15 protein-coding genes are annotated in these 21871 nt (G+C 39.7%); 4 read left to right on the top strand and 11 right to left on the bottom strand.

Translation table 11 applies throughout. From position 1 onward, the window contains the following. Positions 1–212: 212 nt before the first annotated feature. Together I6E80_RS09310 and I6E80_RS09305 are read right to left on the bottom strand one after the other, a co-directional pair. Positions 213–2348, bottom strand: a complete 2136-nt coding sequence (locus I6E80_RS09310; RefSeq protein WP_197185403.1) for a TonB-dependent receptor — start codon at positions 2346–2348, stop codon at positions 213–215. 133 nt (positions 2349–2481) lie between these two features. Then, complete coding sequence (locus I6E80_RS09305; protein ID WP_170072037.1) at positions 2482–3780, bottom strand: PAS domain-containing methyl-accepting chemotaxis protein; 1299 nt, start codon at positions 3778–3780, stop codon at positions 2482–2484. 358 nt (positions 3781–4138) lie between these two features. Between I6E80_RS09305 and I6E80_RS09300 the strand changes: the two genes are divergently transcribed. Then, positions 4139–5344: an MFS transporter gene (locus I6E80_RS09300; RefSeq protein ID WP_007581242.1), complete on the top strand. Its 1206-nt coding sequence runs from the start codon at positions 4139–4141 to the stop codon at positions 5342–5344. Positions 5345–5415: 71 nt separating this feature from the next. Here I6E80_RS09300 and I6E80_RS09295 read toward each other — a convergent pair whose 3' ends face one another. The 4 genes from I6E80_RS09295 to I6E80_RS09280 all read right to left on the bottom strand — a co-directional run bounded on the left by I6E80_RS09295 (position 5416) and on the right by I6E80_RS09280 (position 10689). Beyond that, positions 5416–6462, bottom strand: coding sequence for an NAD(P)-dependent alcohol dehydrogenase (locus I6E80_RS09295; protein ID WP_197185402.1), 1047 nt, complete (start codon positions 6460–6462; stop codon positions 5416–5418). Between the two features lie 147 nt (positions 6463–6609). Then, complete coding sequence (locus tag I6E80_RS09290) at positions 6610–7323, bottom strand: DUF1499 domain-containing protein (RefSeq protein ID WP_170072034.1); 714 nt, start codon at positions 7321–7323, stop codon at positions 6610–6612. A 108-nt stretch (positions 7324–7431) separates the two neighbouring features. Then, entirely contained in the window at positions 7432–8772 is a 1341-nt protein-coding gene (locus I6E80_RS09285; RefSeq protein ID WP_197185401.1) for a DUF1501 domain-containing protein, read from the bottom strand. A 9-nt stretch (positions 8773–8781) separates the two neighbouring features. Continuing rightward, a complete protein-coding gene (locus I6E80_RS09280; protein ID WP_197185400.1) occupies positions 8782–10689 on the bottom strand; it encodes a DUF1800 family protein in 1908 nt (635 codons plus the stop codon). A gap of 170 nt (positions 10690–10859) precedes the next feature. On the opposite strand from I6E80_RS09280, the gene I6E80_RS09275 reads away from it, so the two are divergent. Next, positions 10860–11075, top strand: a complete 216-nt coding sequence (locus I6E80_RS09275) for a hypothetical protein (protein ID WP_170072031.1) — start codon at positions 10860–10862, stop codon at positions 11073–11075. A gap of 32 nt (positions 11076–11107) precedes the next feature. Then, entirely contained in the window at positions 11108–11932 is an 825-nt protein-coding gene (locus tag I6E80_RS09270; protein ID WP_170072030.1) for an alpha/beta hydrolase, read from the top strand. A gap of 98 nt (positions 11933–12030) precedes the next feature. Here the strand turns inward: I6E80_RS09270 and I6E80_RS09265 are convergent, their stop codons facing one another. Continuing rightward, positions 12031–12375 carry a hypothetical protein gene (locus I6E80_RS09265; RefSeq protein WP_182712553.1) on the bottom strand — a complete coding sequence of 115 codons (345 nt, stop codon included), beginning with the start codon at positions 12373–12375 and terminating at the stop codon, positions 12031–12033. A gap of 86 nt (positions 12376–12461) precedes the next feature. Beyond that, positions 12462–14888 (bottom strand): ATP-dependent helicase HrpB, encoded by a 2427-nt coding sequence (gene hrpB / locus I6E80_RS09260; protein WP_197185399.1) that lies wholly within the window; start codon positions 14886–14888, stop codon positions 12462–12464. 273 nt (positions 14889–15161) lie between these two features. Here hrpB and I6E80_RS09255 point away from each other — a divergent pair, with 273 nt between their 5' ends. Continuing rightward, positions 15162–15359 (top strand): CsbD family protein, encoded by a 198-nt coding sequence (locus tag I6E80_RS09255; RefSeq protein WP_008132353.1) that lies wholly within the window; start codon positions 15162–15164, stop codon positions 15357–15359. 69 nt (positions 15360–15428) lie between these two features. Here the strand turns inward: I6E80_RS09255 and I6E80_RS09250 are convergent, their stop codons facing one another. The 3 genes from I6E80_RS09250 to I6E80_RS09240 form a co-directional block, all read right to left on the bottom strand. Continuing rightward, complete coding sequence (locus tag I6E80_RS09250) at positions 15429–17690, bottom strand: xanthine dehydrogenase family protein molybdopterin-binding subunit (RefSeq protein ID WP_197185398.1); 2262 nt, start codon at positions 17688–17690, stop codon at positions 15429–15431. Continuing rightward, on the bottom strand, positions 17687–18184 hold the full coding sequence (locus I6E80_RS09245) for a (2Fe-2S)-binding protein (protein WP_170072025.1): 498 nt from the start codon (positions 18182–18184) through the stop codon (positions 17687–17689). The genes I6E80_RS09250 and I6E80_RS09245 overlap by 4 nt, the downstream gene beginning before the upstream one ends. A gap of 401 nt (positions 18185–18585) precedes the next feature. After that, on the bottom strand, positions 18586–21684 hold the full coding sequence (locus I6E80_RS09240; protein ID WP_197185397.1) for a VCBS repeat-containing protein: 3099 nt from the start codon (positions 21682–21684) through the stop codon (positions 18586–18588). Between the last annotated feature and the right edge of the window lie 187 nt (positions 21685–21871).

Genomic DNA, 21871 nt, shown 5'->3' with positions numbered 1-21871 from the left:
CTTTTTACAGCATTGCCTTATAATAACGCTGTAAAATTAGTACAAGCGTGCTTAATAGAACGCTTTTTGCGTACAAACATTTCATAAAATAAGTTTACGGCTTACGTATTAGTTATTAGTTATTAGTTATTAGTTATTAGTTATTAAAGCGCAAAAAAAGCCATAACGTGGTTATGGCTTTTGCTTTATTTTAAATTTGAATATGACGTTAATTAAAACGCGTAGCTAACACTTACATTAAATGAACGCCCCTGCCCTGCAAGTTGTTCAAACCCGTTGCTACTATCTTGTTTAAGTGCCGCAATACTTACACCACCTAGAGGGAGCTGGTAATACTCATCAAACACATTACTCACTTCTGCGCTTAGCGTTAATGCATCCCATGTGGCTTTAGAGCTTAAATTAACCAAGCTGTAGCTGTCTGTTTGGTTTTCAAAACGATTATTATCTACACGGCTTTTAGTATCTACCCACTGCCAAGATAATGCATTTTCAAATCGACCTATTTGCTGGCTAATACCTAGCTGGGTTTGCAGTGGTTTAATTTGATAAAGCGGCTGGTTAGTATCGTCGCGCTTGCCTCTCGTATTAGTAACATTAGCGTGTAACTGCCAGTTACCTAAGTCCTTAGATTCATAAATGTTGGCTGTTAAATCTATTTTTGCACCATACAAAATGGCATCTACATTAGTGAACTGAAAAATGTTACGCGCCGTGTTGTCCAAGTCATAACTATTGAAGCTTCTTACAATATCAGCATCAATATAGTCGCTCACATCGGTATACCACACATTGGTACTTAATCGCCAACGGTCATCTTTAGCCGATTTAATATAAGTAGCACTTATTGTATGCGCAGTTTCAACGTCTAAATCAGGGTTACCAATATAACCATTACCATCGCCATACCAACCAATCATGGTGGTAGCCATGGTACTTACACCCCAACTGTATCGCTCGTATAAATTAGGCGCTCGGTTTTTACGGGCAAGACCAAATTGCAGCTCATCATAATTTGTTATTTGGTAGTTAATTAATAAGTTAGCATCAACTATGGTGTCGGTTTTATCTCTGTCGCCAGCATTAAATGTCTTAGCTGCAACAGCATTATTTATAGAAGTATCCATAACCATACCGCCCATGCTCATCATACTCATACCATCGTTGTATGATTGAACCTCTCCAACGTGGGTATTAATACTTTCAATACGTATACCTGCGTTTAACCATAACTTTGTATTTACTTGGCTCTCAAATTCTGCAAATGCCGCTATCCGCTCTCGTTTACCGTTGTTTATATTTACGTAATCGTTGGGACCCATCATGGTTGAGCCTTCAATACCTGGCCACCAATCATCAACGCTGTAATTGTAATATTCTTGGCCGAGTAAAATACTGCTGTTTTTATCTAGCGCAATACGCCATTTTAACTGCGTACTTATATCTTGTGCATCAGTTTTCATTGGCATCATGCCTGTTTTTTCTTCACTGAAAAAACCCATTTCGTGCTTTACGCTATGCCAGTTAACTTGCCCTTCAAGCTCGCTGTTTTCAAAGGAGCGTTTGTATTGAGCTATTGCACCGTAACTGGTGTTATCGGTCATATCCATATACTGATTTGCAAATCCCTGATACGGGATTTTTTGATGGGTTAGCTTTATAACTAATTGTTGTTTATCATCGCGTATAGCTGCGGTTAAACTGTGATTTTGTGCTCGGTACAATGTATCAAGCACTACATCGCCGTTACCGTCTTCATAGCTATCTGCGTCACTAAACGAACCTTGATAATTAAGGCTAAACGTATCACTTGCTAAACGTGCACCCACGCCAAGTTTACGTCCGTTATCAACGCTACTGTACTTTGCTGACACATAACCTGAGTGCCAACCTAATTCATTGCTATCGCTATACTGTGGTGAAATAGAATTAACGCTTATTACACCGGCAATATTATCGCCGCCCGCGCTTACAGGCGATACGCCTGCTACCACATTGTAAGACGTAATTTGATTAGCCGAGATATACGAAAGTGGCGGGTTCATATGATTAGCGCATGCAGCGGTAACATCTGCGCCATCAATCAACACTTTAACTCTGTCGCCCATTAAACCATTTAAAACAGGGAGGTTAGATACGCCGCCCGCTGCTGAAAAATCGACACCTAAATCACTTAATAATGATTCTGACGAGCCCAGTGCTAAATGTTTATTTTGAGCATGTCCGTGTACTTCAATAACTTCTAAAGACGTATCGTCGGCAAATGCAAAAGGTGATAAGACACCACTAATAAAAAGTGCGACAGGGGTAAGTAAGTAAATTTTTTGAGTTTTGCTTTTATAAACCATTTTTAATTTATGCCACTGTAATAATTGGCGTAATTATAGTGTGAACTGCAAAAGCAAAAGCGCGACATATTGTCGCACTTTATCTATTTAGAATGTTGTTAGGTGTGTTTAATCTACAAGATCATATAATAAATTAAGTATTTAACTTTGCTACAGTTTGAGAAACTATATCAGCTCCGCGCTCAATCTCTTTAATAACTTCTGACACATTAGCAATAAGCTCTCGCCCTTGCTCTGAAGAGTCTGAAACTGACGTTATTTGCTTTGATATATCGTTGGTTAACTCTTGGTTATTTTTAACAACCGTTGCTATTTCATTAGTTGAACTACTCGTACTAGCTGCCAGCTGCCTTACTTCATCAGCTACTACGGCAAAACCTCGGCCATAGTCACCAGCACGCGCTGCTTCTATTGCGGCATTAAGTGCCAGTAAATTAGTTTGATCGGCAATGCTGCTAATTGTAGAAACAATGGAACCTATTACAGCGGATTGTTCATTAAGGTTTTTAATTAAATCTACCGATTTAAGTACTTGGCTTACAATCGCGTCGGAGTTTGAGACAGAGCTTTGTAATATTTCAGAGCCTTTTTTAGCAGTTTGCGCAGTAGATACCGCCGATTCATATGCTATTGCAGCAGCTTCAGTTACAGCACTATTATTTTTAATACGGGCAGTGATATTCGACGCAAACTTAATTATTTTAATTACATTACCTTTGCTATCTAAAATTGGGTTATAAGTTGCTTCTAACCAAATTTCTGAACCATCGGCGGCAATACGTTTAAACTTCCCTGACTTAAATTGCCCCTGCGCTAACTCACTCCAAAAAAGTGGATTTTTCTCATAAAATACTTCCGTACAAAACATTTTATGATGCTTACCTACTATATCTTTTAAGCTATATCCGATTGTCGTTAAAAAGTTTTGATTTGCGCTTAAAATATTACCCTCTGGGGTAAACTCTATGGTGGCTAAAGCTTTGTCGAGTGCATTTGCAATAGCTTCTTGCGCTTTTCTTTGTATGTAACTATTTGTAATATCAGAGGCTATTTTAATAACTTTGGTAACTACGCCGCGCTCTTCTACCGGGAAGTAAGTTGCTTCAAGCCAAAGTTTATCGCCATTCGCTTTATATCTTAGAAACGCTCCTGCTTTAGAGTCACCAGCCTTTAATTCTTGCCAAAACTTACTGTATTCGTGTGAGCTGGCATACTCACTTTCGCAAAACATACGATGATGCTTACCTATTATTTTCTCTTTACTGTAACCAATGGTTTTTAAAAACAATTGGTTTGCGTCTAATATTATTCCTTCAGGTGTAAATTCTATATAAGCTACATGCTTATTAATTGCAGATAATACAGACTGCTTTTGAATTAATTGAAGCTCCATTTCTTCAATTTTTGCGTTTCTTTTAGAAATACCAAACATATAAAAACCTTAAGGAGTAAATTAGGACAAACATTAGCAAATCAATGTGATATCAATATGTAACTATACTGTAAATATAAGCTTTAAATAGCCTTTCTGCTAATATTTAATACCTTATAGGCACCTGCTTTATAAATAGTTTTTTTATTTTATAAATATTAAGTAGTGTTTTCTTCTAATTAACATTTTAAAAACCTAACAAAACCACTAATTTATGCATGACTCTGTACTTTTTTTAACTTAAAATAACGCTCTCACAGACTACCCTCTCACACCAAAATTTAAGCATACATATAATATTTTCTATTCAGAATTTATTGTGCAGTTTCATTTTTAAATTAAACCTAAGGGATCATCTATGACATCAGATGTAACGTCGGCATCTAGTCAACTTAACAGAACTGCTATTTTACTCGTATTAGCGCTTGGCACATTTATTTTAGGATTATCTGAATTTTCGATGATGCCTATGCTGCCATTAATTAGCGAAACATTTGGCTCAACGCCATCACAAAGTGGTTATGCAATTAGTGCTTATGCCATTGGTGTTGTAGTGGGGGCGCCTATTTTAATGCTAACAACTGCTAATATGAGAAAGCGCAAAGCATTGCTCATTTTTATAAGCTTAATGTTTGTCTCAAATGGGCTCAGTGCAATGGCAACCTCGCTTGAGCAGTTGGTTATATTTAGATTTTTAAGTGGCTTACCTCATGGTGCATATTTTGGCGCGGCTATTTTATTAGCATCTGATATTGCCCCTAAAGGTAAACGTGCTAGCTTTATGTCAAAGGTGTTTATGGGTTTAACTGTGGCTACTATTGTTGGTGTGCCTGTTGTAACACTTGTGGGTCAAAACCTTAGTTGGCGGTATTGTTTAGCCGGCGCTGCAGTGCTTGCATTTATTGCTTTTATTTTTGTTTATAAAGTGGTGCCTAATATTGATAACGCTAAGCCTTCTAACTTACTAAATGAGTTTGGCGTCCTTAAAAACAAGCTGGTTTGGTCTATTTTGGGTATTGTAATTATTGGCTTTGGCGGGGTGTTTTGTATTTATACTTACATTGCCGACACCATATTAGTGGTAACAAAAACAGCCCCATATACTATTTCTATCGCAATGGTAATGTTTGGTATTGGTTGTACGCTCGGTAACTATGTACTGGGTAAAGCTGCCGATAAATCAGCAATTAAAACGACTGGCCTTGCGCTTGTATGTACCATTGTATTTGCCTTCGCTTATGTAACGGCAAGCCATAATATTTGGGCTCTTTACGCGGTGATCTTCTTTATTGGTTGCAGTGTGGGCTTAGCTACGCTGATTCAAACGCTTTTAATGGACGTTGCACCCGAAGGCCACGCTATGATTGGTGCCTTAGTACAGTGCGCATTTAATACTGCCAATGCTATAGGCCCTTGGGTCGGTGGAATTGCAATAGCACAGGGTGCTGCACCTAATCAAACAGGTTACGTAGCAGCTGCATTATTTTTAGGTGGTTTGGGTATGTGGCTACTAAGTTACTTACAACTAAATAAACAGCAACCAACAGCGCAAGCTACTAATTAACTTGAGTTCAGATTACTTTGAAATACAAAAAGAGCCGCTAATTAGCGGCTCTCTTTATATTTTCGCTACAACTAAGCGTTTAACGATGCCATATCAATAACAAAACGGTATCGTACGTCAGACTTTTCCATACGCTCGTATGCAGTGTTAATTTCGTCAATGTTGATCATTTCGCACTCAGGTAGTACGTTGTTTTCACCACAAAAGTCGAGCATTTGTTGTGTTTCTGCAATACCACCAATAAGTGAGCCTGCAATACGACGGCGACCCATTAATAATGGCACCGTGCTTAGCTCATCTACAGGACCAACTTGGCCAACAATAACTAAAGTACCATCTACGTCAAGTAGCGGTGTGTATATAGATAAATCATGCTTCACAGGCACGGTATCTATAATGACATCAAAGGCAGATTGCGATTCTTTCATTTCGTCATCATTAGATGACACTAAGTAGTGCTGAGCACCTAATTTAACCGCATCCTCTTTTTTAGACTCACTACGGCCAATTACCGTAACGCTTGCGCCCATTGCAACTGCATTTTTAACGGCCATATGACCAAGTCCGCCTAGACCGACAACACCAACACGGCTACCTTTTTTTACGCCCCATTTATGAAGTGGCGAGTAAGTAGTAATACCTGCACAAAGTAGCGGTGCTACGCGAGAAAGGTCTAAATTTTTTGGCACAGAAAGTACGAATTCTTCGCGTACAACAACATGTTTAGAATACCCACCTTGGGTCATTTCACCACTAATACGGTCTTTACCTGCGTAAGTACCAATCATGCCTTCGCGACAAAATTGCTCTTCGTCATTATCACATTGGTCGCAGCTTTGGCACGAATCAACCATACAACCAACAGCAACCGTGTCGCCTTGCTTATACTTTTTAACGTCGCTACCTACCGACATAACTTTACCGACAATTTCATGCCCAGGTACCAACGGGTAGTCACTGCCACCCCAATCATTTCGTACGGCGTGTAAATCTGAATGGCACACACCACAGTATAAAATTTCAATTTCTACATCGTTATTTCGTAAATCGCGGCGCTCAAAAGAAAACTCTGTTAATTCAGAACCTTGGCTTTTTGCTGCATACCCTACTGTTTTCATAATAACTCCATAGTGGTTAAAAATTTAAATCATCAACAGCATAGTGCATAGCCCGTGAATAGAACCTGACAATATAAAATAGGCACAAAAAAAGCCCAACAATGTTGGGCTTTAGTACACTAATAACCTAATACAGGTTAAGTCGTTTTATTTTTCAAGTAAGGTATTTAGTTCATTAATAATTGAATGAATGCGCTCTGCATTTTTTCCTAAATCACTGCGCCCTACACGCGACTTACTACGAATATCAACAAAACGTTGGCTGCCTTCATCTTTAATACGAATGACCACATCGTCTTTAAAACCAAACCATGTTGTTGTATCAGTAGCCTCTACAATACCTGTAGCCGTATTTGCACTTACTACAGCAAAACCAAGGTTTTTAACTGCTTGTTCGCTTGCTGTCATTAAATCGGCTTTTGATTGTGCAAAGCTTAACGTTGCCAGTTCAGGGTATGCTTTGCGTTGCTGCACTGCTATTTCTTCACCCGCGTATTCTACTGGGTTAGATGCATTTGCACGTAGTGGCGCAATTGCTACAAATTTTGGTGGGTTAACTAAATCAGTTGAAATGTCATGAATTGCCGGTACCCCTTCAGCCTTGTTCATCATATTAAGTGGCATAGCAATAGCCACAACCGAAAACACAAGTGCAATAACACCACTACTTAGCGTTAATGTTTTACGCATAAATAACACTTGTACTATAAGTAATACCAAAGCAGCGCCACCAGCGTAAACGCCATATTTAAAACCCGTAAACGCAACGCCTAATTCTACAATACCAAATTTATACAAAGGCCCTGGCAGTAGTACGAGTAAAAAAGCGATTAAACTAACTAAGCTCACTAAAACTTTCATTTTACAATTCCTTTATTGTGTGTGATTTTTATTATTGAAACAGATAAGCACTATTAACCAGTAGCTTATACTACTAACAAGCGCTTTTAGATTACTATTAGCGACTAATTACACAAAAAAGTCCAATGTTGTGTAATCAAAGTTACTTAAATTAGGAAAAATATCAACAAGCTCAGAGCTTGGCACACCAAACCACTGGGCTAATGTGGCAAAGTACTGCTCATTAGCAACACTAGGAATTAAACGCCCGCCACCGGTATCTTGTGGCCCATCCAAATGTTGCGTTAGTAGCTCGCCATATATATTGCCACCTTTTACTGCGCCGCCCATTACTATTTGGTTTCCTGCCCAACCATGGTCAGTACCATCGCCATTTGAGGTCAACGTGCGACCAAAATCAGACATAGTAAACGCAGTCACTTTATCAGCCATATCAAGCTCTTTCATTGCGCTATCAAATTCACTTAATCCTTGAGCTAACGTATTTAATAAAGCAGGGTGCGTTGTTAATTGGTTGTCGTGCGTATCATACCCCCCCATAGAAACAAAAAACACTTGGCGCTGAGTACTCAATTTTGCCTGTACGCTAATTGTTTTCGCGACTGCTGCGAATTGCTCACTAAGGCTATTATCGCTAAATGGGGTAATAAATGCAGGCGCGCTTTCCAAGGCGCTGTTCATTGCTTGAGTGTTATTTATCGCACTTGTTAAACCATTAGCATAAGCAGTACTTAACGGATGCCCTGTATTACCTAGTAAGCGATTCATAATAGCGGTTACGTGCTCGCTTCGAGGTTGATACCCTCCAAACGCGTTGATATTACTAATGCCGCTTTTGTTAAGCGCAAATGCACTCGTTGTACTTCCCGTTTGCCATAGATTAGTACCGTCGAGTGATACATTAGCTGCAAACTCATCTTGTAACTCTAAACGTTCTAAAAGTCGTGCGCCCCAACCACTGTTAAGTGATTGTTTTTCTCTACCATACATCCACGCAGCCTGCTGATCGTTATGCGAAAACAAATGCTTAGGTAAGCCTACTGTTTTATTTTTATAGTCACTCAATGTCGTGGGAGCGAGTAAAGTACCTACCCCGCCTATAAATGCTAAATTTTGAGATTCAAATACACTTTGTATAGGTTCAAGTGAAGGGTGAATACCGACTCCACCGGCAAACTGGCTTTTAATACTTAACTCAAGTGGGCTCTCTACCGCTAGGTTCTGCCTGCTTTGCTCGTAAACACTACGTTGCTCGCCTTCAAGCGGAACGAGCATATTTAACGAATCATTCCCTCCGTATAAATAAACACACACTAATGCTTTGTAATCACCTAGTTCAACAGCATTAGTCGCTCCAGTTAACGCTTGTAATTGCAGGCTTGTTAACGCGGCGGCCGATACGCTGCCTTTTACACATAACGACAAAAACTCTCTTCTATTAATGCTCATTATGCGCTCCTAATACTGCACGTTAAATTCAGGTGAAATAGCAATCATATATAATAAATACGAAACCCGTTCACGGTATTGCTCTTCATTAAAATAGGCATCTAAATCAAATAATGCTTGGCGTGTGTCACTGCTCATTGCGCCTGCAAAATATAGCGTGTTGTACTGAGTTAATAGCGCGCTAACACCGTTTTTCTCTAAAACATTCATGTCGTCTTGAACATAAACATAAATACCATTTGAATTTAAATCACTGTGCGCTTCTGCGGTACTCCACACTAAACTTGCGTAAAGCGCGTTCATGGTGCCAATCAGTGTTGCATCGTTTGCTATTTGTAATTCTGGCGCAACAATACCTTCATTTCGTAAAGCTGCGGTTTGATAATCAGGCCTAAAAAAGTTAAATACCGAAGCCGACTGCATGGGCCCTTGCCCGTAGCTATTTATTAAATTCCATGTTTTATAATAACCCGCTGGCGATTTAGCATCGAGGTTTCGCCAAAACTGTACAGTCTTTAAAATAGGCTCTTTAATTTTACCTTGGTAATTAAGCACTGAGCCAAAATGCCGCGCTTCATCATCTAAATAAATAGCCTTTACTACCGCCGCTAAATCGCCGCGTACACCAGCACCGTTATCAATAAATACATTAGCTACTCGCTCAACGTATTGAGGTGTTGGATTTGACGTAATTAATCGCTGAATAAGCTGTTTGCTAATAAACGGCGCAACATTTTGATGGTTAAATAAGTTATCAAGCGCTATATGCAATGACTCTTCTGCTGCATAACCTTGTGGTATAACCTCGCCATTTAGTAAGGTTTTTTGTTTACTAGAGTGGTACTCGTCAAACGCTTCCATTGGCTTAATATAATCACGACTTTTACGCTTAAATGTTTCACTATCGGCAAACGTCCAACCTGTAAATACGCGTGCAAAACCCTCTATTTCGTCCTGCCCGTAAGTGGCAATAGTATTCCCTTGGGCATCAAGCTTGGCGCTACCATCTAGGTTTAGCTCTTCAAGGCCAATAGTAAATAATTGCATTACTTCACGTGCGTAATTTTCGTCTGGGCGAATATTAAGTGCATCGTCTGCTTTTTCGTTCCCCAAATGGCTTAAATAAGTTCCCATAATAGGCGAAAGCGTGACATCTTGGAGTAAGTCACGATAATTACCAAAAGCATGCTTTAGTAGCAAATCGTAATAAGTGATCATGCCCTCAGGTTGGCCTCTTAAGGCACTGTTTTCATCCGACACTACTAATATTTCACTTAACGCAAATGCAACACGTTGACGAAGTTGATCGTCACTTTGCATTGCTGCCTTCCACCATGCGTCTATGCGGCTTATGTATTTAAAGTCGTCATCGTCATTTAGCTTTACTAAATAATCACGGTGATAATTAATAGGTAGCGCTATTTGTTTATCAAGCCATTGCTGCTCGCTTAATCCTTGTGCGCTTTGTATTTCACTAAGCTTAGGCCCCATTGTTGCTTGGTGTAGTAATCGTGCGGCGCTAATGTCATCCATATTATTACGTGCAGTAAAGCTTAGCGTTTTTACACTGCTTGCCCCTTCGTTATCGGTTGCAGTTACCGAAAAAGCATAATCAACAGGCTTATAACTTTGCGCATTTAGCAGTGTTACTGAGGTAGTTGCGGCCTCTAGAGGTCCATTAATTAGTTGAGGCCCTTGCGTTTGTTGCCATACAACCGATGTAATAGTGCCGTCTTTATCACTGGCTGTTGCTGTTAGCTCAATTGTTTGGCCTTTACTTAATTCACTAGGAATATCAGCGACTGACAAAATGGGGATTTTATTTCCGTTAACGGTTGGCGTATCATCGGAGCCTGAACCACCGCAAGCGCTTAGTATAAAAACCGAGCTTGCGATAAGAGCAAATTTATAATGCATGTAAAGTCGTCATCATTTGTTAATTAAAGTACGTTAGTGTGTACCGAGTTTGATGCATTTATTGAAACACAAAATTTACAATTTAACTCTTTATTTTTTGTAACCGAATCATGAACGCCCCATTAATAATGCACCAGCTGCAGGGGTAAACAGCCAGAGCTTTATTATTTATGAAAACAGAAATTCGCTATTGTTTTGAATCTTCACAAGTTGCTAACCGGTTTTTACACGAGCTGAAAGACTGGCCGGTTAACAATGTAAAAACACGACTTTTTAATGGCGGCGATAGTGTAAAAGTGACATACGAATACGACGAAAGTGGTTTTGACTACACCTCAGCAGAGCTCGACGACCTAGCAGAAAAGCATGGCGGTAAAGAAGTTTAAATTAAGTGATAACAATAACTAAAGGCAATCTAATGAAAAATAAAGTGTTAAGTTTATTTACAATAATATGTTTAGCTTTTAGCTTATTAAGCCATGCAGAACCGATTAAAACAAAACCTTTTAGTATTGGTGAAACCTTTACCTTTAAATCAACCACGCTTGAGCAGCAACGCACTATAAACGTTTACATGCCTAATAGTTATGAGCAATCAAGCGATAAGCATTACCCTGTTATTTACTTACTCGATGGCTCAAAAGATGAAGACTTTATTCATATTGCAGGACTTGTACAATTTGCTTCTTTTCCGTGGATAAACCATATACCCGAAGCCATTGTTGTGGGTATAGCAAATATCGATCGTAAACACGATTTTACATCACCGAGTAATAATGCCCTCGATTTAAAAGACTTGCCAACGCACGGTGGCTCAAAAAAGTTTATTAGTTTTATAAACGACGAACTACGGCCACTGATCAATAAAACATACCGTACCAACTCAACAAGTACTTTAATTGGTCAATCGTTAGGTGGTTTACTAGCCACCGAAATTTTATTTAATCATCCTGCAATGTTTAATCATTACGTAATAATTAGCCCCAGCTTATGGTGGGCCGATAATGAATTACTGAATGGCCCTTTTGAGCCAACTGCCTTTCCTCAATCGGTTTATATTGGAGTAGGTAAAGAGGGCGAATTAATGGAAGGTTTAGCAAAGCAATTACATAAAAAAGTAGCGCCTATTCTGAGTAGTAAAAGCCAAGTGCAATTTGGCTATTTTGAAAACCTAGATCACACTGAAACACTACATTTAGCTGTATACGACGCTTTTAAAAAAATGAACTATCATCCCGAATAGTTAAGTATAAATAGTTAAATATAAATAATTTCATATAAAAACGCCAATAATGCACTGCATCATTGGCGTAAAATTATATTGTAACTAACAAAATAATTTTACTCTTCTACAGAAAATTCAACTTTTGATGGAGACGAACTCGCAAGATCCAGTACTTCATAATAATTTAAGCCATCAATTTTTTTACCAATAATAAAGTAATTCACTTCATTCATCATGGTAGGGTCGCCTATTATATCTTCTGCGCTTTGCACGTCAGAAAACTGAATTGCGATTAAAGCGCCTAAAAAGCGCATTGAATCTTGAGTTTTTAATGCCTTTAAAACTTTATTAACTCCTGCCTGAGTTGATTCAGGCGTAGATCCATCAAACCTAAAATCACTTTTTGTACTAGCACATGCACTGAGCATTAATATTGATAGTGCGATAAGTAAACGTTTCATAAATATATCCTTATTAATTATTCTTTTATAGGTACACTATATTAATGTGCTCAATAATAAAACAAATAACTTTAAGTAACTAACATCTACATTTTGCTTTTCACTCTGTTCGTTGCAACGCTGTTGGCAGGGTCGTCCGGCCAAAAATGCTTAGGGTAACGCCCTTTCATTTCCTTTTGCACATCGCGGTAACTGCTAGCCCAAAAGTGCGCTAAATCTTGAGTAAGTTGCAGTGAGCGTTTACCCGGCGATAGCAACTCCATAAGTAGTGGCAGTTTACCGTTGGCAAGCATAGGCGTGCTGGTCAAGCCATAAACTTCTTGCATACGAACGCTTAGCTTTGCAGGGCCATCTAGCTGATAATTAATTCTTATATTTGAGCCACTCGGTACCGTTAATCTAAGTGGTAATAACGCTTTTAACGCTGTTTGCTGCGGCCAATCAAAACAGTTTTGTAATGCTTCAAAGTAGTTAAACTTTTTAAGCTGCGTGAGCGTTTTAATATCTTCTAAAAATACGCCTAGCCACTGCGCTGCATTTTGAATAAGTTGTTGCTCGTTTATTTGCGGGAATTTATCGGGCATTAAATTACTTGCTAAGCTCATACGTATCAGCAATTGCTGCGCATCAGGTTGCTCGTTAAATAATGCAAAACCATGTTTAGCAAATAAGTTAAGCCACGCTTTAGCACGCTCGCCCTTATCTAGTTTTTGTTTACTAGGCTGGCTAGTGAGCGTTATAGCACCAAGCTTTACTTCATCTTGATGAATAAAACGTGCTGATTTTTCATCAAATTCACAACGAGTAAGGTCACTAAATAAATGCGGTAAAAATTCTTGTAGCTCAAATGGGTTAAGCGCGGTGGCGGCAAATATACGCCCACCTTTGTGCCCGCCCATAGTTGCTATGGCTAGGTAGTCGTCGTTGTGCCAGTAATCGGTATTTAACTCAGCACCTGCACCATTGGCAAGTAGGTAACCATTACCGCGTTTTTTAGCAATACGATCGGGGTAAGCGAGTGCCACAAGCAAACTTATATAATGCGTATTTAATTCGCTAGTTTCGTCTTTTACTTTTAAGCGGCTTTGCCAATACTTTAACTGTTGTTTAAATACCGGATGCGGACGTTGCTGTTGGCTATGCAGCGCTAAACTCAACTCGTTTGCACTATTTACTCGGCTCTCAAGTAATGCCACTAAATAAATAGCGAGCCTAAAAACACCAGGGAGTTGTTCATCAAGTATTTGTGCTTTTAATAGCATATGCGCCAAACGAATATCAGCGCCAAAACCTAACATTTTACTGCCAAGCGGTGTGAGCTTACCTTTGCTATCAATAGCTTCAAGCATGTTAAGTAAATTACTTGCTTGCTCGCCTTGTTGCTCCGTGGGCTTATCAAGTAGGGTTAACTCATCAATACTGGCTCCCCACTGCTTTGCCTCAAGCATAAGTTGGCTTATGTCTGATGTGAGTATTTCGGGATTGTCGTGGCTATTACGTCGCTCAAAGGTTTGCTTTGAGCCAAGCCTATATACAATACCCGGCTCTATTCGCCCCGCACGCCCAGCACGCTGCACAGCAGACGAGCGCGATATACTTTGTGTTGTGAGCTCAGTAACCCCTGTTTTTAAATTAAAGGTGGCTGCACGGCGCTTGCCGCTGTCAATTACAATGCGTATACCTTCAATAGTTAAACTGGTTTCGGCTACATTGGTGGTAAGCACTACTTTGCGCATGCCATTTGGTGCTGGAGCAATCGCAGCTTGCTGATTGGCTTTATCTTGCTCGCCAAATAACGTTGCAACTTGGCAGTTACTGGGTAAATCGCTAAGTGCTTGCTGCACGCGTAGTATCTCAAATTGCCCAGGTAAAAATACCAACGCACTGCCTGTTTGCTCATTAAGTGCTTGTTTTATTATGGTAGGAATTGCATCAAGCCAACGGCTTTCATCTTTTATGGGTATGTATACTTCGTCTATTGGGTAGCTGCGACCGCTCGATTGAATTACAGGGCAATCAAAAAACGCAGTGTAACGCTCGGTATCAAGAGTTGCCGACATAAGCATGATGGTTAAATCTTCACGCAGTGCACTTTGGGTCTCGAGCGCAAAGGCAAGTGAGGTATCGGCTGCAATTGAACGTTCATGAAATTCATCAAATATAAGTAAATCTATATCGCTTAATTCGGGATCGTGTTGCAGCATGCGCGTTAGCATGCCTTCGGTGACTATTTCGAGGCGCGTATTAGCGCTTACTTTACTCTCGCCCCTAATCCGCAAGCCCACACTTTGCCCAACACTCTCGTTTTGGCACTTTGCTAGGTAACTGGCAATATTACGTGCAGCTAAACGACGAGGCTCTAGCATTACAATACGTTTAAAATACCCATCGCGCATAAGTTGCAGCGGCAACCACGTAGATTTACCCGCACCAGGCGGTGCTTGTAATAACGTAATAGGATTACGTTGTAATGTAGTAACGAGTTGTTGATATATGTCTTGAACCGGCAGCACAGCTATTTACCCTAAATTACTTTGCAGGCATTGTAGCAAAAACCAAAAATAAACGCGCCGCTAAAGCTATGTGGTTATAAAGGGCATCATAATCAGAAATAATTACAGACCGCTCTGTATATTTTTTAAGGATGTGCTCACAGCATTAATCATTACTTGCTCAATAAAAACATAACAATATGATTATAAATGAAAAATAAAAATTTAACTTATTGGTACACGCTTTGCTCCTTTTATACTGAACGTTAATTAAATCTAAGTAAGGAGAAACTTATGAACAGCGATCGTATGAAAGGTAATTGGAACGAACTTAAAGGTAAGGCTCAACAAAAATGGGGCGATCTTACTAACGACGATTTAGACAAAATTGAAGGTAGCCGTACAGAGCTAGTTGGTAAAATCCAACAGCAGTATGGTAAATCTAAAGAAGAAGCAGAGCGTGAAGTTGATGAGTTTGAAAAAACTCACTAATCGCTAACTTCTAAAAAAACCGCCAAATGGCGGTTTTTTTGTTTAACGGCTTAAATAAAAGTACGTTATTTACGCTTTTAACTGATCACCTATTGGTAACTGCCTAATGCGCTTTCCACACGCTGCAAAAATAGCGTTACACAATGCTGGCGCATAAACTGGTGTAGATGGCTCGCCTACCCCTGCTGGTGGTGCATCACTTTGTACAATTTCAACGTCAATCTCAAGAGGTGAGTCGCTCATACGCGGTACGCGATAATCATGAAAGTTACTTTGCTGTACGCGGCCTTTATCAAAGGTAATACCATCGCTAATTGCAGTTGTAATACCGTAAATAGAGCCACCTTGGGTTTGGTTTTTAACGGTGTCGGTGTTTACAACCGTACCCGCGTCAATGGCGACCCACGATTTAATTACTTTTAAATCACCGGCATCCGATACTTCTACTTCAACTACCGTCGCTACGTAAGTTAAAAAGCTTCTATGAGCTGCTATACCTAAACCTCGCCCTTTAGGAAGTTCTCGACCCCATTTACTCATGTCAGCTACTTTTTCAATAACATGGCGCAGTCTGCCAATATCTAAAGGATAAACCGCTTTATCACCACCGTAATTATCGTATGTGGCATTTTGCTCAGTTACATCAACAATACGACTCGGACCTATAGTGTCTAGTAAATAGTCTTTTTGGTCGCGACCGGCTTTATGCGCTGCTTCGCCAATAAATGACTGAATAGCAAAGGCATGAAAAATGTTCGATACAGAACGCATCCAACCAATTCGTGCTTTGGCTTGCGCATCACCGTTTTCTAACTTCATATTAGGTGTGTTAATTGGGTTATCGGTAAACCCTAAGCGCAGTTCAAAGCTTCCTGGCGTAGTCGCCCCTTCCGAAAAGGTAGAGGTGATCGGTGAAAATGCGGTGCGGTGCAAATACGATTCTATTGCGCCATTTTTATCTAGCGATGCTTCAATATGCTGAGCCGAAACAGCATGGTAAAAGCCATGTTGTATGTCGTCTTCACGCGTCCACTGCACACGAATAGGTTTGCCTACTTTCATTGAAAGATAAGCTGCTTCTGCTGAAAAGTCAGGTTTTGACTTACGCCCAAAGCCGCCGCCGAGCATAGTAACGTGAACATTAATTTTGCTCTCATCCATGCCAAGCATTGCAGCCACTGTTTTCATATCGGCTTGTGGATTTTGCGTAGCAGCCCATATATCAATACTGTCTTTGTTGTACAGAGCTGTTGCACAAGGCGGCTCCATTGGGGCTTGAGCAAGGTGCGGCGCGTAATAATCAGCTACCAATTTATTGCTCGATTTAGCCAACACGCCCATGGCATCGCCTTTATCACGTATGTTTGCCTGTGGAGTTTGTACTGTTTTTAATAATGACTTTTTAAATTCTTTTGAATTGTAATCGCCATTTTTGCCATCATCCCACACGACTTTTAATGCTTTACGCCCTTGCCATGCAGCCCATGTGTTTTTAGCTATAATCGCAATGCCACCTTTTGGCTGAAACTGCGGTGCGCCTTTTGGTGCAGGTATTTCAATAACATCTATAACGCCGTTTATCGCTTTTGTAGCACTGGCATCAAACGATTCAACCACACCACCTACTACCGGCGGGCGTTCAATTATAGCCACCAGCGCTTGTGGTTCGCGTACATCGGCTGCAAATATAGCTTTGCCTGTTACTAAGTCGGCTAAATCTATGTGCGCCATGCCGGTATTAATATAGCGCCATTCTTTGCGTGTTTTAAGTGTTAGTTTGTCAGCTTCTGGTGGCGTTATTGTAAGCGCTAAGTCGATTAAATCTTTATAAGTAAGCGATTTACCTGAGCTGTGTGTAACAACGTGTTGATTAGCAGTACAGGTTTGTGGCTCAACTTTCCAATACTTAGCAGCAGCATGCTGCATCATGTAACGCACACTTGCGCCCATTTCACGCAGGCGCTGCATGTTGTAGCGGATACTGCGCGAGCCATCGGTATTTTGATCGCCGTATTTAGGGTCGCCCTTCCCCTGAATAACAATAACCTTATCCCACGCGGCTTCCATTTCATCGGCAACTATTTGTGCAATCGCGGTGCGAATTTGTTGACCCATTTCAGAGCGATGACACGTTATTTCAACCATGCCGTCTGGGCGCAGTGCAATAAATAAGTTTGCGCGTTTTGCAAGCTCAGATGGCTGTTCTAACACACCCGCAAATGCTCTTGGCGCACTGCCTACAAAATAAGTACCGAGTACTAACGCACCTATTGCACTGGTTTTTAAAAATTGACGGCGGTTTAAATCAAAGTATTTGTTATCTTGGCTCATACTTCTTCCCCTTGCTCATTTGGGTCAAAATACTGCACGCCCGCAATAGTTTTAGCGGCTGATTTAATTGCTTTATGAATGCGCGGATATGTACCACAACGGCAAATGTTTCCCGACATGTTACTTACTATTTCATCATCGGTTGGGTTTGGATTGGCAGCTAATAAACTCGCCGCTTGCATCATTTGGCCACATTGGCAAAAACCACATTGCGGTACTTTATGCTCAACCCATGCTTGTTGCACTGGATGGTCGCCATCTTCACTTAGCCCTTCAATCGTAGTAATTGAAAGACCCGCTACTGCCGCTACAGGTAATACACACGAGCGCTGAGCTACCCCATCAATATGCACAGTACACGCACCGCACTGAGCCATACCACAGCCAAATTTAGGGCCGGTTAAATTCAATTCGTCTCGGAGATACCATAATACTGGCGTTGACGGATCGCCAGAAAACTCATGTTTATTACCATTAATGGTAAGCGTGATCATACTAAACTCCTTGGCAAAGCGCTTTACAGGAGGGTTCCTTGTCGCGCGAGAACTATTTTTAATTACTTACTATTTTATACTTACTACTTTTAGCCTACCACTTAGATCTGTTTTATAAAAATACTAATTATTAGAACGTTTAAACCACATTGAAATTATTAACGCCTGATTATTAGTATTATGACTAGGCTCTGCTGAACTTTGTGGATTAAAATTTGTTCTAACTAGAGGCAATTTAATCACGGTGGGAGGTTTGTAAGCTCCCCCTATGCAGAACCCTTGGGGCAGCGCATGTTAAACCTCGAAAGATAAACAGGCCCTAAATAAAAGTTTAAAAAGACTATTAATAAGAAAAAACCGCCATTTGGCGGTTTTAGATAGTGTAAATAAGCTTCTAACTATTAATTAAAACGGCGTCTACCAAATAAAACCACTGATAGCAGCGCAAGTAAGTAATAAATACTGCCACCAGAGCTAGAGCCTGAATCAGATGAAGGAGTCGCTACCGCAGCAGCTTGCTTACCTTCAACGTTTATAGTCACGGTTTGAACTGCTGAACTATCAAATTTATCTTTAGCTACATAACTAAACGTTACTACATGATCGGATTCGCTCGTAGGAGTTAGTTTAAACAATCCAGTATCAGGCTCAAATGTTAAAGTTCCTGAGTTTGGCTCAGTTACCACTTCAAATTCAAGTGTATCATTGTCGCTATCTAATGCTGAAAAGCGACCATTCACTTCACTCTTGTAAGAGGTGTTATATGTTACATTTTGAGCTTGTGGGGCTGTATTTGTTAGTTCAATAACAACATTATGAAGCTCAGATTCAACTAAAGAATCCTTCACTGTAAAGCTAACTGATACTGGCTCAACCGAGTCACCACTTGGTGAAAAGGTCACGCTACCTAAAGCAGAGTCCATCAACTGAATTTGCCCATGAGCAGGCGAATTTTTAATTTGAAATACTAATGGCTCAGCGTCTTCATCCACACCTTCTAGGTTAAAGTTAAGCGGTGTATTCCAATGAGTTTGCAGTGTCATATTATTTGCTGTGGGTGCTGTATTTTTTAGCTTTAACGTCAAGCTTGATAAAGCTGAACGGGAACGATCTTTTACTGTGTAGTAACTAAGCTCGTCAATGCCTACAGCGCCCGATGGTATATAAGTTAATAGACCCGCCTGTCTGTCGGTAAATTCGACCCTACCCAGAGTTGGCCTCTTATTTAAAACTACATAATCAATATCACCTGATACAGGTAAGTCTATTTGTATGCTTGATAAAACATGTTCGGAGTAACTTACTGCTTCAGGCTTAGCTAAAGGCTCAGTAACTTGATTAGAAAACACCTCCAATGACCGACCCGCCAACAAGGTATAATCAACATTATTATACGTAGACGTTGCTAACCAACTGTCATTATTATTACGCTCAACAGTGTATGAAACCACATTGTTATCTAGGTTATATTCACCAAACTGATCTGAACACGAATACTGCACAAACCCAGCTCTTACAGACACAATGTTATTTAAAGAGTTTTGGCACACTTTACTAATTAATGTTGTCTGCCCATTTAAAGCCACTTTATAAAGTGAGCCATTATAGGTAGATGCAACTAAAGTTTCTTCTCCATTAATTACAGTATTAACCAAACCGTTAAAGCTTTGTTCTAAAGCAACTTTAGAGATAGTGTTTTCAGAGTAGTCATAACTGATGAGGTAATCACTAACAAGACTAACCACATCTATATTTTCGTTATTAAGGAAGCTTCCCGTTACTATTGAACTCATGCCACCCCAATAAAACCCTAAGCGAGGCGATGTTTTTAATAACTCTCCAGTTTGCCCATTTAATACTTTAAAAAAGGTACCTTCGCTCCCTGTATGCTCAGCACCATTACCTACTATTATTTCCAGCTTGCCATCATTATTAATATCAAACGTTGTTAAGGTACTAATGTAGTCCCCGTCGCCAAGATATGTTTGAAATAGCTCTTCACCCGTTTCAGGTGAAAACACCTGCACATTCGCATCGTATATAGCAGAGCTGCCAGCAATAATATAATTCTTACCATCATCAAACAGCTGAGCAGTAGCAACTAAATTGTTATTATCCCAATCGTTATTAACGTTTATGTTTGTAAGGATTTTTTCATTAGTTTGTGTATCTACAATATGCAAAGCGTTACTGTCACGCTCGGAATAAAGTATATCTAAGCTTCCGTTATTATTAATATCAGCAAGTGCTAACGCTTTATTTGAGTAATACTTAATGCCTTTAGCCCACTGCTGCGATTTATCATCGGTGTTGTGAATATAAAAACCATCTTCACCTGACGAAGAATAACCTGAGCCCCAAGCAATATTTTGCTTACCATCACCGTTAAGGTCATCTACAACAATGCCCGACACACCATGCTCTGGATTATTAATACTCCAAAACTCAACGCCTGTTGTGAGTGAAAGCGCGTATAAACTTCCCCACTGACCATCGCCGTAAACTAAATCGTCGGTACCATCGTTATCAATGTCTGCAACTATTACCTTATCAATATCTAAGTCGCTTTGAGCTGTCCATAAAATGCTTTCAGTGCTTGGGCTTAGCATTTCTATGCTGTACCAACTTTGCCCATTAATCACTTCATCTAAGCCATCGTTATTAATATCAACAGCAATTAAATGCTCGCCATTAAGACTCACACTAAGTTGTTTATGCAGTAAAAGCTCTGAATTTTCGAATCTATAAACCGCACCATCACTAAATAAAACTTCTTTTGCATTAGCCTCAGTAAACGAGCCTGTCACAAAATTTTGTGGTACGTTTTCAAGTACCGCAATTTCAGACAAATCGAGCGAGTTAAGTACAAAAAGCTTACTACTTTGATAAACAAAAAGCTCATCTTGCCCATCGTTGTTTATATCAAACTTATCTGCTGCTCTTGGGTAATAAAACTCTTTACTTAGCTCTATCTCTTGAGTGACTAAATTAACTTTATGTACTGCGTTATTTTCTAAAACATATAAGTAGTATGTATCTGCCACTATATCTTTAATTAGCGTGGTATCTTCAATATAGTCATCAAAGTCGTAGCGACCAGTTACTTCATACGCACCTTTTACATATTCTATAATATTAAAATTGCTCTCTTGGGCGGATATAATATGCTTACTACCCACACCCGACAGAGGTGCAACGTACAAGCCTTTGCGGCCTGTTGAGTTACCTAGCGAAAATTCACGAAATACACTACTAAGCTCTATGCTTTCCTCGTCTGAGGCAGTTTGAGTAAGGCTATTATTTTTTATAATTGGCGCGAATTGAGGTTTTTTAGATAAACTTTCAAAATGAGCTTTATCAAAATTTATTTTTTGATCGTTAATTAAAACAGCATCACCGTAAGTATTTTCTTGAGTGTTTTTTATAGGTTGTGCATGAGTATTGGCATTCACTGAATACGCGCTCATCATGAGCAACGTAAGGCAAGATAGTTTAATCAATTCCATAATCCTTTGTATTTCTTTATTTAATCACGTCACTACAACTGCAACGTTCCATTAACACGGCATTATATAGAGTACCAACCGGAAATAAAGAGGCGATTAACAAAGTTTTACAAAGAGATAGAAGAAATAAAGTAATAACATTTAACTTGCAGCTAAAACTACTTTTATAAAAATTTTAGCC

Origin of the sequence: Pseudoalteromonas sp. NSLLW218 (genome assembly GCF_015864775.1) — a bacterium.
In the GTDB taxonomy this organism is placed as follows: Bacteria; Pseudomonadota; Gammaproteobacteria; order Enterobacterales; family Alteromonadaceae; genus Pseudoalteromonas.
The sequence above is the reverse complement of the archived record's forward strand: the minus strand, read 5'-3'. Positions and strand labels throughout refer to the sequence as shown.